This window comes from Streptomyces sp. iso_384 (assembly GCF_056172905.1).
Map to the genome: position 1 here is coordinate 3,549,913 of NZ_JBWBTT010000001.1, position 13,055 is coordinate 3,562,967.

Genomic DNA, 13,055 nt, shown 5'->3' on the forward strand with positions numbered 1-13,055 from the left:
TCGCCCGCGGCTCCGGCGCTCCAGCCGGTCGCCGATGGCTCCCGCGGTCCTAGGGCCTGTCGTCGGGGGAGGCGAGCAGGGCGTCCAGGACCCTGCCGAACATCCGCCGCCCGGTGGAGGCGAGCAGCGGATCACCCCACCGGGGCACCAGTCGCACCCGCAGTTCCTCGACCCAGACCACATGGGAACCGGAATCCGTGGGCAGCACGTCGATCGAGGCCCGGCCCAGCACCACCGACCCCCGCTTCTCCAGTCGGCAGACCCCGGCCCGGCCGCCGGCCGGCGGGGTCCACCGCACCACTTCCATCGGATCGTCGAACGCCAGCGGGCCCAGCCCCGTACGCGCCACGAAGACCGTCCCGAGCTGCGAGGGAAGCCCCGTCGGCACCGAGATCGCGGTCAACGGCACCTGTGCGGCGTGCCGTTCCCAGTCGGTCACCCGGCGCCAGGCCTCGGCTGCGGGGAGAGGGGAGAAGCGCTCGATCCGGAAGACGGCCACAGCCCGATCCTAGGGGGTGTCCGGCCGCCCGGCGGTGAGCCGAACGGAACCAGCGGGACCCGTGTCAGCCCTCGGTGACGGGCGAGGCCTCCGCGGGATCGTCGCCCGCCACCAGCAGACCCGGCAGATGTTCGCCGATCTCCGCGCGCGTCTCCGGTGCCAGGCCCGCGTCCGTGACGAACGTGTCGACCTCCTCCAGCGTGGCGAAGGAACTCAGACCCACCGTGCCCCACTTGGTGTGATCGGCCACGACCACGATCCGGCGCGCCGCCCGGACGAAACGGCGGTTGGTCTCCGCCTCCGCCAGATTGGGCGTCGAGAGCCCGGCCTCGGCCGAGATCCCGTGCACGCCGAGGAACAGCACATCGAAGTGGAGGGAGCCGATGGCCCGGTCCGCGACCGGCCCCACCAGCGAGTCCGAGGGCGTGCGCACTCCGCCCGTCAGCACCACGGTCGCCGCCCCGGGCCGCGCGCCGCGCCCACCGGCCGGACGCTGCGCGTCGTGGAACACGTCCGCCACCCGCACCGAGTTGGTCACCACCGTCAGATCCGGCACGTCCAGCAGATGCCGGGCCAGCGCGAAGGTCGTCGTCCCGCCCGAGAGCGCGATGGCGCTGCCAGGCACCGCCAACGCCGCCGCCGTCCGCGCGATGTCCTCCTTGGCGCTCAGCTCCAGCGCCGACTTCGCCTCGAACCCGGGCTCGTGCGCACTCGCCTCGACGACCGGGACCGCGCCGCCGTGGACCTTCTCGATGACGCCCTGGCGGGCCAGCGCGTCCAGATCCCGGCGGATCGTCATGTCGGAGACGTTCAGCTTGCGGGTCAGCTCGTTGACCCGGACCCCGCCACGCCTGCGTACCTCGTCGAGGATCAGCGCACGGCGCTGCTCCGCGAGCAGGTTCTGATTCTCGCTCAACGCCGGGTCCGGTCCTTCCCTCTGCCGTACGGTCCGCAGCGGCCTGCGCGACACGCTCATCCTGCCACGCAGGCATGTCCGGCGTATCACCTGGGGAGATTCCGTGAGACCGCTCACGCACCCGCCCCATGCCCGGAATCCTGGGGACCGTCCGGCGGGTCACCACGCCCGGAGCCCACGGCGTCCCGGCCCCGCCCCGCCCGCTCCTGCGCACGTCTTCGTCGGCCGCGAGGCCGGCGCGCCCGAGAGAGAGTCCCGCCTTGGCTCCTGCCGCTACGCCCCCGCCTCCACCTGCCGACCCGTCACCGCGGCACACCGGGACCGCGCTGGAACTGCTCGTCCACGGTGTCGGCGGCGCCACCCCCCAGGAGATGCTGGGCGACCCCCGTACCGTCCGGGTCACCGGCGACGCGACCGCCGCCGTCTACCGGCGCACCGAGGACGCCCACGGCGAGAAGCACCCCGAGCGCTACCGGGACGAGCCCGTCGCCGAGGCGTACTGCTGGTCCGGCCTCACCTCCGGCAACGGCTCCCGCGCCCTGTGGCTGCTGCTCCTGCCGTTCATGGTGGTCAACCTCGCCCACTGGATGCGCCCGACCGCCACCGGCCGCACCCGCGCGGTCCGGCTCTACGGCGTCCTGGTGCGGCTCGTCGCGCTCAGCCTCACCGTGCTGCTCACGGCGGCCGCCTGCGAAGTCGCCCTCGACCTGCTGGCCTGGCAGTGCGCGGGCGCCGAGGCCTGCGCCGAACGCCGTTCCTGGCTCGGCTTCCTGTCGGCACATCAGGGCGGCTGGTGGTCCCAGCCCGGCCGGCGCCTCGCCCTGGCGGCCCTGGTGCCCGCGGCCCTGGTGGGGCTCCTGTGGTATCTCTCCAACCGGACCTGGAGTGCGTACGAGGCCCAACGCCCCCTGGACGGCCGGGAGATCGAAACGTACGACCCCGACGGCTCGCAGGAGGCCCACGGCCCCGGCGCACCCGACCCGGACGACGCGGACGGAGCCCGGCCGCCCGCCGCGGTCCGCCCCGCGCTCGGCAGGCCCGGCTTCTGGTACGGCCGCCGGCTCGTCGCCCGGCTCCGCGCCGCCCACACCGCGGCCGGGTTCCTGACCGTCGCCGCGGCCGTCGCCGGAGCCGCCGCACGCCACGACCGGAGCGCCGGAGGAACGGTGCCGCCGTTCCTCGGCGCGGCCGTCGAGGGCGGCATCGCCCTGTGCGCGCTCGTCGTCGTCTGGGTCATCTGCCGCCGGGGCCGCAGCGAACGCACCCGCGACACCCGGCTGGACGCAGCCCTCATCACCTATCTGCCCGGCTCCGCACTCGCCCTGCTCGCCCTCTCCGCCCTGTTCGCGTCCTGGTCGCGCCCGGACTGGCAGTCCTCCGGCAGCCTGCCGGGCGAGGCCACCTTCCGGCTCCTCGCCCTCGGCCAGGGCGTTCTTGTCGTGGTCCTCGCCGTGGTCGCCCGGGGCCTCTACCGGCGCACCCCCGAACCCCGCACCATCCTGTACGGGCTCGGCGGCCCCGCGGTCGCGATGCTCGCCTGTGCCCTCGGCGGCGTGATGACCGGCGGCGTCGCCCAGCGTGTCGCCGACTGGCTCGACGGGCCCGGGACCCCGGGCATGGGACACGGCACCGACATCGCCGGACCACCGGTCCTGCTCAGCTGGCAGGCCTCCGTCATCCCGGTGCTCCTGCTGCTCCTGCTCGTCCCCGTCCTGGTGCTGGTCGTCCGCACCGCGCGCACCGCCCGCCGCCTGGGTCCGGTCGTCGAGGCCGAGTACGCCCCCGAAGCGCCCGACGCGGGCCGTACCCGCCGCATCGCCCGGATCCGCGCGACCGCCGCCCTCACCGACTCCGCGCCCTGGATCGTCGGCGTGGTCTCCGCCGCCACCCTGTTGCTCGGGGCGGGCGCGATCGCCGGTTCCTGGCGCAGCGACGAGGTGCCGGGCCGGGCCGCCGACGGGAGCGGGCCGCTCCTCGAATCGTTCGCCGAGGCCGCGCAGTCGACCGGCTCCTGGCTGATCGGCTTCGGCTTCATACTGTTCGTCGCCGGTGGCCGCCGCGCCTACAAGGACGCCTCGGCCCGCCGCACCATCGGCATCCTCTGGGACGTGGGCACCTTCTGGCCGCGCGCCGCCCACCCCTTCGCGCCCCCGTGCTACGCCGAGCGCGCCGTCCCCGACCTCGTCTCCCGGATGTCCGCCTGGACGACCACCACGCCCCGCGGCCGGCTCGTCATCTCGGGCCACTCGCAGGGCAGCGTGCTCGCCGCGTCCGCCGTCTGGCAGCTGCCCGACGCGACCCGCCGCCGGGTCGCGCTGCTCACCTACGGCTCGCCCCTGGAGCGGCTGTACGGGCGCTGGTTCCCGGCCTACTTCGGCCCCGACCCGCTGCTCGGGCTGCACCGCTCGGTGCACTGCTGGCGCAATCTGTGGCGGGCCACCGACCCGATCGGCGGCCCCGTCCGGATCTGCGCCGACCCCGACCCGGGCGTCGACCGGGGCCCGCTCAAGGACCCGCTGGCCTACGGGCGGACCACGAAGCTCCCGCTGCCCGAACCGATCCTCGGCCACTCCGACTACCAGGCCGACCCGGTCTTCGCCGAGGAGCGCGCCGCCCTCCTCGACGAACTGGGCCCGCTGGTGCCCCGGCAGACCGGGAGCGAGCCGGCCCGGCCGGGGGAGGGGCTTCAGAAGGGCAGCTCGGGGAGGTCCTCCGGATAGAGCAGGGTCAGGTCGTCCGTGCTCGTCTCGGCGAGCTGGGCGACCCGGCCCGCATGCCGCTCCACCATCGACTCGAAGGTCTGCCGCGCGGTGCGGCCGTTGCCGAAGGCGGGGCCCTTGGGCAGCTCGGTGAAATACTTCAGCAGCGCATCCCCGGCGCCCTCCGCCAGGCTGTACTCATGCTCGTCGGCCTGCTGCTCGACGATGCGCAGCAGCTCCTGGGGAAGGTAGTCGTGGAAGGTGATGGTCCGGGAGAACCGTGAGGCCACCCCGGGGTTGACGGTGAGGAACCGCTCCATCTCATGGGTGTAGCCCGCGACGATCACCACCACGGCGTCCCGGTGGTCCTCCATCAGCTTCACCAGCGTGTCGATGGCCTCCCGCCCGAAGTCCCGGCCGGAGTCCTCGGGGGAGAGGGCGTACGCCTCGTCGACGAACAGCACCCCGCCGCGCGCCCGGTCGAACGACTCCTGGGTCCGGATCGCCGTCGAGCCGATGTGCTCGCCGACCAGGTCGACCCGGGACACCTCGACCAGATGGCCGCGCTCCAGCACCCCGAGCGAGGCCAGGATCTCCCCGTACAGCCGGGCGACCGTGGTCTTGCCCGTACCGGGGGAGCCGGTGAAGACGAGATGGCGGCGGACGGACGCGGCCTTGAGCCCGGCCAGCTGCCGACGGCGGCCCACCTCGATCATGTCGGTGAGCGCCCGGACCTCGCGCTTGACGCTCTCCAGGCCCACCAGCGCGTCCAGTTCGCCGAGGACCGCCGAGGAGTCCCGGGCGGGCTCCGCCGGGGCGACCGGTTCCGCGGCGGGCTCGACGGCGCGCTGTCCGGGCAGCGTCCCCAGCAGACCGGGCGTCGACTGGGTGGCCGTCAGCACGGCGGGCGGCGGGGCCGGCGCCGTCCGCAGACCGCTCTCGTCGCTCGTGCAGTCCTCGGCCACCGGCCCGGTCCCGCCACCGCTGTCGCCCTCGGGGAACTCGTAACCGCCCCGAGCGCACCGCTCCGTACGGCAGCGGGTGAGCGTGGTGCGGCAGCCGTCCATGACATGGAAGCCGTAGCCCTCGCTGCCCGTCACCCGGCAGCTGTCGAAGGTGCCCCGGCCCTCGGCCGAGACGTAGAACCCCGCCTCGGCGGGCGAGGTGACCGTGCAGCGCTCGATCGTCGGATCCGCGCCCTTGGTGACGATGACGCCGGTCTGCGCCGCGTCGATGGTGCAGTTGTTCAGCGTGCCGCCGCTGCCGTGGTCGCGGAACCAGGCGCCCGTGGACGCCTCCCGGATCCGGCAGTCGTCCAGCTGGGCGGTGGCCCCGTCGCTCACGGAGACGGCGGTGTTACGGATCTGGGAGAGGTCGCTGTCCACCACATCGGCGCGCGACCCCCGGTCGAGGACGAACAGCGCGTCGGGCACGTCATGCACCCGGCAGGCGTCCAGTATCACCGTCGCGCCGTCGCTGACCCAGACCGCCGGATAGTCGCCCGTACTGTCGTGGATCTCGCACTGGTTGGCGTCGACCCGGGTTCCCGGATCCCAGACCGAGAGCCCGTTGCGGCCGAAGCGGCGGACCGTGGAGCGGGTCAGCGTGAGGACCGAACGCGACCGCAGATCGATGGCGTTCTCCGGAATGTCGTGGATGTCGCAGTCGGCGAGCGTCAGCACCGCGTCGGTGTCCAGCGTGACCCCGTCCGCCGATGTGCGGTGCACGGTGCAGTCGGTGAGATGGGCCGAGGCGCGGGCGGTGACCTGGATGCCGCTGCCCTTGATCTCGTACACCTCGCAGCCGAACGCCTCCAGACCGCTGCCCTCGCCGGTGACGCCGATGCCTGCCCCGGACGCGTGGTGGATCCGGCAGCGGTCCAGGCGCGGATGCCCCCCGTCGCGGACCGAGACCCCGGACTGGCCGGCCGAGACGATCTCGCACTCCTCGAACACCCCGCCCGCACCGTCCAGCACGGCGATGCCGACCCCGGCCGGATTGTCGACCGTGCAGCGCCGCACGGTGGGCCGGGCCGCGCCGCGCGCCTCGATGCCCGCGGCGGACCGCGTCACGATCCGCAGGTCCGTCAGCTCCGCCGTGCCGTCCTCGACCAGCAGCGCCGGGGCCGTCGAGTCCTGGCCCTCGATGTGCAGCCCCTGGACGACCGCGGAGGCGCGCACGGTCAGCGGTACGCCGTCGACCGGCGCGATCCGCACGGAACCCACCGCGCCCTCGGGGCCGCGCAGCGTCACCGCGCGGTGGACGACGAGGTTCTCCCGGTAGGTTCCGGGCGCGACGGTGAGGACGTCGCCGTCGGCTGCCGCCTCCAGGGCCGCGGAGAGGGAGGCGTACTCGCCCGTGCGGCGGCGCCATCGCGATGTTCCGGTGTGCGTCACCTGGACCGTGCCCTGTGCCATGGAGTTGCTCTGCCCCCACCTCGTGCTGTGCGCTGCCTCGGGTCCGTCCGTCGCCGGGGAGGCGGACGGGGTCGGACCACCGTAGCGCGCGTGAGGGGCGGGAGTTGACGAGTCGGCCCCGTGGAGCGATGTTGCCGGAGGCCGGCTCCGGTCATCTCCGGTCGGGTCCCGTCGTCTCCGCTCGTCTCCGGTCGGGGGGAGGGGCCGTGTTCAGCCGCTCGTTCCCGCCCTGCCCCAGTCCGGACCGGCCGCGGCCCACTCCCGGTCCAGCCGCGCGTACCGCCGCCGCACCATACGTCCTACGGTCAGCCGACGGCCCGCCTCGACGCATCCGGCGGCGAGCAGGAACGTACCGATGCCGGCCAGCACCGCGTGGGTGCGGGCGGTGCGCCCGTCCATCGGCGGCGGAACCGGGAAGCCGGTCGCGTCCGTCCAGATCCGCACCGAGGACCCCGGGGCGCCGGGACGTGTGGAGGTGGCCACCCTCCCGGTGCGCGGACTGCCGTCCTGGGCCTGCCAGGAGGCCACCACCCAGGTGCGCGCGGCCCGTTCGGAGCCACCCTCCGGATCACCTGCGAACCGCTCCCGCTCGGGGAGCCGGCCCACCACGACCGCGTCGACGGGGTGGCGCTCCGCGTGCTGGGCGCGCACCGAACGCTGGAGGGAGGCGTCGGCGACCGCTCCGACCGCCCAGCCCGCGGCCGGGGCGGCGACCACGAGGAGCAGCAGCGCGCCGAGCGCCACCCAGGCCTCGCGGCGGTCGGTGGCACGGCGCAGCGGACTGTCCCGCCCGCGCAGCAGTGCCCACAGCACCCACACGCCCGCGCCCCCTCCTCTTCGCGCGCCTCGGGCGGCGATTTCATCGATCGAGGATCCGGACGGGATCCCCGGCCCTGATCACTCCCGTCCCCTCGGGGGCCAGGTTCTGGCCGAAGTCCAGCTGCTCGCCGAACCGGCGGTGGCGGGCCGGCGTGAGCAGCGGCTCCCTGCCCCGCTCCGCGGTGCGCTGGTCGGTCGTCGTGATCACACAGCGGCCGCGGGGTCTGGCCACCGTGAAGACGCCTCCGCCACCTCCGGCGTGTCCCGGTGCGGTTCCACGGCGAGCATCCTGCCCGGTTCCGGCGGCGTCACCCGCAGGGGCGGGTGGCCCGGTGCGGACAGGGCCACACTGCCGCGCGGCAGCACCTCGGCCGAGATCCGCGCCATGGAAGGCAGCTGACGCTGCGTGACGGCCCTGGACGCCTTGTCGACCAGCATCCAGCGGCGTTCGCCGTCGAGTCCCCATGGCTCGGCGGCGACCGTGTCGCAGACGCGCGAGGCGAGCGGCTTGACCGGATGAAGGTGGGCGGACCGGAGCACGGGGAAGCTCGTGCGCCCATCCTGCCAGCACCTTCCGGACCCCGTAGGCGTGGTTCTCCGGGGCCTCGGCCGCACACCCATGTGCCCTGGGTGTGGGCGGATTGCCCCGGTGCGTCCCCCGGCGCACCTCGCCGTACCGGAGTCGCGGGTCAGTACCCCCGGCTCTGGTACGGCCGGTTGTACGGGTCCTCGTACGGCGACTGCGCCGGCGCGGGCCGCGGCGAGGCCGGGCGCATCGCCTCGTACCCGGTGGCGGGCGCGGGACGCTGCGGCTGGGGCTGCTGCGGGTAGCCGCGGACCGCCGAGTGCTGCTGCGGGATGTACGGCGCGGGCGCGTGCTGCAGTTGGGCCGGCTGCATCGGAGCCTGCTGGTGCTGCGGCATCGGCTGCTGCTGCGGGTAGCCGTAGGAGCCGGACTGCTGCGACGGGGCCGCGGGCAGTGCCGGCAGCGCGGGCAGGTAGCTGTTGCCGGTGTCATAGGCGGCCGGCACACGGATGGGAGCGATCTGCGGGGTTCCCCGCTCCGCGACCAAGGAGTCGTAGATCGGAGTGTCGGGGAACGACGCGGCGTAGTAGCCGCCGCCGAAGGTGGAGCGGGGGGACGTCATGCCACCTAAGTTAAGCCCACGATGAGCTGGATGGGGAGCCCCAATCTTTGGGTTATCCGTTTTACGTTGGTTCTGTGCGCCCGGCTCGCCAGAACAACGTTAAAGCCTTCGTTAACGGCAGAGGTCTTTTCGCCGGTCGCCCAGGCCCCCACCGCCCGGGCGGGGCCCGAGCGGCCGGGCGTCCGCGACCTCGCCGAAGGGGAGTTCTTTCGATCATCGTCCGGCGGCCCGAATTCCTGACAGCCCCGTCTCTCCGTGAAATGCCGTATCGCCTCGGTGTGCAACGCGGCCCCGCGCAGTCTGTCCGCCGGCCATCGCACTCCGTTTCCTGGAAAGGGAAGTGACGGATCATCACGCGATGCCGCCGTGGAAGCGGAGTCGGTGCGGCAGGATCCGCGGCGGATCCCGGGGTGGGCGCGGCGCTTTGCGCGGGAGGTGGGGATTAAGTTGTGGGGAAGGCCTGCGGGCAGCCGGACTCGTGATGGGGGCGACCATGACCATGCAAAAAGGAACCAACGTTCCGGTGTCGGCCGGCACCGTGCGCGTCGCGGTGGGGTGGCACACCGCACCGGGCACGCCGGACGTCGACGCCTCCGGGCTCCTGCTGGCTGCGGGCAAGGTCCGCAGCGACGCGGACTTCGTCTTCTACAACCAGCCGGCCCACGCGTCCGGCGCGGTCCGGCACGAGGGCAAGCAGACCGCGGCCGACCGTGTCACCGACACCCTCCTCGTCGACTTCGGCAAGGTCGAGCCCGGGATCGAGCGCATCGTCGTCGCGGCCTCGGCGGACGGCGGGACCTTCGGCCGGGTGAGCGGACTCTCCGTACGGGTCACGGACGCGGCGAACGGCGCCGAGCTGGCCCGCTTCGACAGCACGGACGCCACGGTCGAGACCGCCTTCATCCTCGGTGAGCTGTATCTGCGCCAGGGCGCCTGGAAGTTCCGCGCGGTCGGGCAGGGCTACAGCACCGGTCTCGAAGGCCTGGCGACGGACTTCGGCATCTCCGTGGACGAACCGCAGCAGGCCGCCCCCGCCCCGGCCGCCGCCCCCACCCCGCCCGCACCGCAGCCCCCGGCCGCCCCGGCTCCCGCTCCGATGGCTCCCGCGCCGGTCGCCCCCGCGCCGCCGGCGCCTCCCGCCCCCATGCCGCCGGCCCCGCTCGCCCCGGCCCCCGTACGGCTGACCAAGGTGACGCTGACCAAGAACGCGCCCTCCGTCTCGCTCGCCAAGCAGGGCGGCACCTCCGGCGCGCTGCGCGTCAACCTCAACTGGGAGGTCCGCAAGCAGTTCAAGGGCTGGGGAGCGAAGCTCGGCCGGGCCGTCGCGATGCACGCCGATCTCGACCTCGACCTCTGCGCACTCTACGAACTCGCCGACGGCCGCAAGGGAGTGGTGCAGGCCCTCGGCAACGCCTTCGGCTCCCTGCGGCAGCCGCCCTTCATCCACCTCGACGGCGACGACCGCACCGGCGCGCTCTCCACCGGCGAGAACATGACCATCAACCTCGACCACAAGGACCTGCTGCGGCGCGTCCTGATCTTCGTCACCATCTACGAAGGCGCCCGCAGCTTCGCCGACCTCCACGCCACCGTCACCCTCCAGCCGCAGAACGGCGCGCCCATCGACTTCTCCCTCGACGAGTGCACCGTGCCCTCCACCGTCTGCGCCCTGGCCCAGATCACCAACAACGGCGGCGACCTCACCGTCCAGCGCGAGGCCCGCTACCTCGTCCCGGACCGGGGCGTCAGCCCCCAGCGCACCATCGACGCCGCCTACGGCTGGGGCATGAACTGGACGCCCGGCCGCAAGTGACCCGCCCCTGCCGCCCGCGCGCCCGTCCCGGCGCGGCGTCACCGGTCGGGCGCGGCCTCCGGGCGCGCGTACGTACGGCCCTTCCAGGCCGCGCCCCGCCCCCGGTAGTGCTGCACCGCCGAATCCACCGTCATCAGCAGATACAGCACCGCCGTCAGCGGCAGCAGCGGGCCCAGCCACAGCGACTGGCGGTAGTACGCCAGCATCGGCAGATACGTCGCCGTCATCACCGCCCACGCCGCACCGCCCGCCCAGGCCGCAACCCCGTCGCCCGTCAGCACCCCCGCCACCAGCGTCGCGGGCGGCGCCACGTACACGAGCAGCAGCCCCGGCACCGTCCCCGCCAGCAGCAGCGGGCTGTGCCGCAGCTGGGCGTACGCACTGCGCGCGACCATCCGCCACAGATCCGCCAGCCGTGGATTCGGCCGCACACTGTCCACCCGCTCCGCGAGTCCCAGCCAGATCCGGCCGCCGCCGCGCCGCACCTCCCGCGCCAGGGACACGTCGTCGATCACCGCCTGCCGGATCGACTCCGGGATCCGCGCCCGCTCGGCGGCCTCGGTGCGCAGCAGCACACAGCCCCCGGCCGCGGCCGCCGTCCGCGACCCGGGCCGGTTCACCCGGCGGAACGGGTAGAGCTGTCCGAAGAAGTAGACGAACGCGGGCACCACCAGCCGCTCCCAGACGCTCTCCACCCGCAGCCGCGCCATCTGCGACACCAGGTCGAAGCCGTCGGGACCGCCGGGACCGGCCGCGGCGACCAGATCGCGCAGGCTGTCCGGCTCGTGCGCGATGTCCGCGTCGGTCAGCAGCAGGAAGTCCGGCTTGTCCCGCCGGGCCACCGCGATCCCGTGCCGCAGTGCCCACAGCTTGCCCGTCCAGCCCTGCTCCGGCTCCCCGGGCGACACCACGGTCAGCGGCAGCCCGCCGTACCGCGCGGCCAGGTCCCGGGCCAGCGGCCCGGTGCCGTCGCTGCTGCAGTCGTCGACGAGGATGATCCGCGCGTCACCCGGATAGTCCTGGACCAACAGAGACGGCAGGCTCACCGGCAGCATCTCCGCCTCGTCGCGGGCCGGCACCACCACCGCCACCGACGGCCAGCGGGCCGGGTCGGTGCGCCGGGGGAGCCGCTGGTCCGTCCGCCAGTAGAAGCCCTGGCCCAGCAGCAGCCACACCCACGCGATCAGCGAACCAACGGCGATCCAGGCAACGGCGCTCATCCGCCGAAGTCTGCCCCACTGAGCCTGGTCCGCAAGGGCTGTCGGCTAGGGTGACCGGGTGAAGATCGCGCTCATGGACTCCGGAATCGGCCTGCTGGCGGCAGCGGCCGCAGTGCGCCGCCTGCGGCCCGATGCCGAACTCGTCCTCTCCAGCGACCCCGGCTCGATGCCCTGGGGGCCCCGCACGCCCGAGGACGTGACCGCCCGCGCACTGGCCGTGGCCCGCGCCGCGGCGGCCCACCGCCCCGACGCGCTGATCATCGCCTGCAACACCGCCTCGGTCCGCGCCCTGCCGACGATCCGCGCCGAGCTGGAGCCCGCCCTGCCGGTCATCGGCACGGTCCCCGCGATCAAGCCCGCGGCCGCGGGTGGCGGCTCCGTCGCCATCTGGGCCACCCCGGCCACCACCGGCAGCCCTTACCAGCGCGGACTGATCGCGGACTTCGGCGGCTCCGCCGAGGTCACCGAGGTCCCGTGCCCCGGGCTCGCCGATGCCGTGGAGCACGGCGACGAGGCCGCGATCGACCGGGCCGTCGCGGCGGCCGCCGCCCTCACCCCGCCCGACGTCCGGGCCGTCGTCCTCGGCTGCACCCACTACGAGCTGGTCGCCACCCGGATCCGCGACGCCGTGCAGCGGCCCGGCCGCCCGCCGCTCGCCCTGCACGGTTCGGCCGGAGCGGTCGCCGCCCAGGCGCTGCGCCGGATCGGCGCGGATCCCGCCCCGACGGCCGAACCCACCGGCACGCTCACCGTGCTCCGGGGCGGCCGCCCCGCCGCCCTCCCGGAAACCGCCCTGACCTACGCCGAGGGCCGGATCCTGGCGGCCGCGGCCCCCGTCCGCTGACCGTACTTCTCGCCCGATCGGCCCTCCGCGTCCCCGGCCGGGAGCCCGGAACGCGGCTACGCTGCTGAATATGACGGACCACCCCGAAAGTGCGAGGCACGGGTCGAGCCAGGCGCCGCCCACGGAGTGGAACGGCCGTGCCACCAATCGCGTGCAGTGGCTGCTGGCCCTCGCGGGCGCGGGCTGTGTCGCGCTCGGCATCGAGCTCGCCGTCGACGGGGCCTGGACCTCGGGCATCGCCCCGCTGCTGATGTCGGTGATCGGCTGCCTCGCCGCCGGACTCCTGATCCTCTTCGGAACGCTCGCCTTCGTCCATGTGTCCGTCAAGGTCGACGGGGACAGCCTGGAGGTGCGCTGCGGCCACGCCGGCCTGCCGCGCCGCCGGATCCTGCTCAGCCATGTGACGGGCGCGGACTTCGTCCCCCGGATCAACCCGCGCCAGTGGGGCGGCTGGGGCTACCGCTGGCGCCCCGAGCAGGGCACCGCCGTCGTGGTCCGCAAGGGCGAGGGCATGGCCCTGCGCCTCGGCGACGGCCGGGTCTTCACCGTCACTGTCGACGACGCGGAGACGGCCGTACGGTTCATCCGGCAACGACTGCACCTGCCCGCCACCGGCCACCGGCCCGGCAGCCGCCCCGGCGGCCGGTCCGGCGACTGACCGCGTCACCCCCACTCCGCCC

Annotated in this window: 10 protein-coding genes and 1 pseudogene; 4 read left to right on the forward strand and 7 right to left on the reverse strand. The window is 74.2% G+C overall.

Translation table 11 applies throughout. The features are described from left to right. Positions 1–49 precede the first annotated feature (49 nt). The gene (locus AC0VY3_RS15840) at positions 50–499 is read right to left on the reverse strand and encodes an SRPBCC family protein (protein ID WP_475549839.1); all 450 of its coding nucleotides are present in this window, start codon (positions 497–499) and stop codon (positions 50–52) included. Between the two features lie 64 nt (positions 500–563). Continuing rightward, complete coding sequence (locus AC0VY3_RS15845) at positions 564–1,415, reverse strand: DeoR/GlpR family DNA-binding transcription regulator (RefSeq protein WP_103507498.1); 852 nt, start codon at positions 1,413–1,415, stop codon at positions 564–566. A gap of 260 nt (positions 1,416–1,675) precedes the next feature. Between AC0VY3_RS15845 and AC0VY3_RS15850 the strand changes: the two genes are divergently transcribed. Continuing rightward, positions 1,676–4,135 carry a hypothetical protein gene (locus AC0VY3_RS15850; RefSeq protein WP_475549840.1) on the forward strand — a complete coding sequence of 820 codons (2,460 nt, stop codon included), beginning with the start codon at positions 1,676–1,678 and terminating at the stop codon, positions 4,133–4,135. Here AC0VY3_RS15850 and AC0VY3_RS15855 read toward each other — a convergent pair. From AC0VY3_RS15855 to AC0VY3_RS15870, 4 genes and pseudogenes are all read right to left on the reverse strand, one after another. Beyond that, entirely contained in the window at positions 4,102–6,531 is a 2,430-nt protein-coding gene (locus tag AC0VY3_RS15855; protein WP_475549841.1) for a right-handed parallel beta-helix repeat-containing protein, read from the reverse strand. The genes AC0VY3_RS15850 and AC0VY3_RS15855 overlap by 34 nt on opposite strands. A 210-nt stretch (positions 6,532–6,741) precedes the next feature. Beyond that, positions 6,742–7,350 (reverse strand): Rv1733c family protein, encoded by a 609-nt coding sequence (locus tag AC0VY3_RS15860; protein WP_242740713.1) that lies wholly within the window; start codon positions 7,348–7,350, stop codon positions 6,742–6,744. Between the two features lie 40 nt (positions 7,351–7,390). Next, positions 7,391–7,890 (reverse strand): annotated as a pseudogene (locus tag AC0VY3_RS15865) (MOSC N-terminal beta barrel domain-containing protein). A gap of 149 nt (positions 7,891–8,039) precedes the next feature. After that, positions 8,040–8,498, reverse strand: coding sequence for a DUF6643 family protein (locus tag AC0VY3_RS15870; protein ID WP_475549842.1), 459 nt, complete (start codon positions 8,496–8,498; stop codon positions 8,040–8,042). 481 nt (positions 8,499–8,979) lie between these two features. Between AC0VY3_RS15870 and AC0VY3_RS15875 the strand changes: the two genes are divergently transcribed. Beyond that, complete coding sequence (locus AC0VY3_RS15875; RefSeq protein WP_475549843.1) at positions 8,980–10,311, forward strand: TerD family protein; 1,332 nt, start codon at positions 8,980–8,982, stop codon at positions 10,309–10,311. A 38-nt stretch (positions 10,312–10,349) separates the two neighbouring features. On the opposite strand, the gene AC0VY3_RS15880 is transcribed toward AC0VY3_RS15875, so the two are convergent. Further along, positions 10,350–11,531, reverse strand: a complete 1,182-nt coding sequence (locus tag AC0VY3_RS15880; RefSeq protein ID WP_103507445.1) for a glycosyltransferase — start codon at positions 11,529–11,531, stop codon at positions 10,350–10,352. A gap of 58 nt (positions 11,532–11,589) precedes the next feature. Here AC0VY3_RS15880 and AC0VY3_RS15885 point away from each other — a divergent pair, with 58 nt between their 5' ends. Both AC0VY3_RS15885 and AC0VY3_RS15890 read left to right on the forward strand, forming a co-directional pair. After that, positions 11,590–12,375 (forward strand): glutamate racemase, encoded by a 786-nt coding sequence (locus AC0VY3_RS15885; RefSeq protein WP_475549844.1) that lies wholly within the window; start codon positions 11,590–11,592, stop codon positions 12,373–12,375. A gap of 70 nt (positions 12,376–12,445) precedes the next feature. Further along, positions 12,446–13,033, forward strand: coding sequence for a hypothetical protein (locus AC0VY3_RS15890; protein WP_103510433.1), 588 nt, complete (start codon positions 12,446–12,448; stop codon positions 13,031–13,033). Positions 13,034–13,055: the final 22 nt, after the last annotated feature.

Excerpts from the sequence above, each read along its gene's own strand:
- AC0VY3_RS15855 (WP_475549841.1), bottom strand. The coding sequence starts at position 6,531 with ATGGCACAGGGCACGGTCCAGGTGACGCACACCGGAACATCGCGATGG.
- AC0VY3_RS15870 (WP_475549842.1), bottom strand. The coding sequence starts at position 8,498 with ATGACGTCCCCCCGCTCCACCTTCGGCGGCGGCTACTACGCCGCGTCG.
- AC0VY3_RS15875 (WP_475549843.1), top strand. The coding sequence starts at position 8,980 with ATGGGGGCGACCATGACCATGCAAAAAGGAACCAACGTTCCGGTGTCG.
- AC0VY3_RS15880 (WP_103507445.1), bottom strand. The coding sequence starts at position 11,531 with ATGAGCGCCGTTGCCTGGATCGCCGTTGGTTCGCTGATCGCGTGGGTG.
- AC0VY3_RS15890 (WP_103510433.1), top strand. The coding sequence starts at position 12,446 with ATGACGGACCACCCCGAAAGTGCGAGGCACGGGTCGAGCCAGGCGCCG.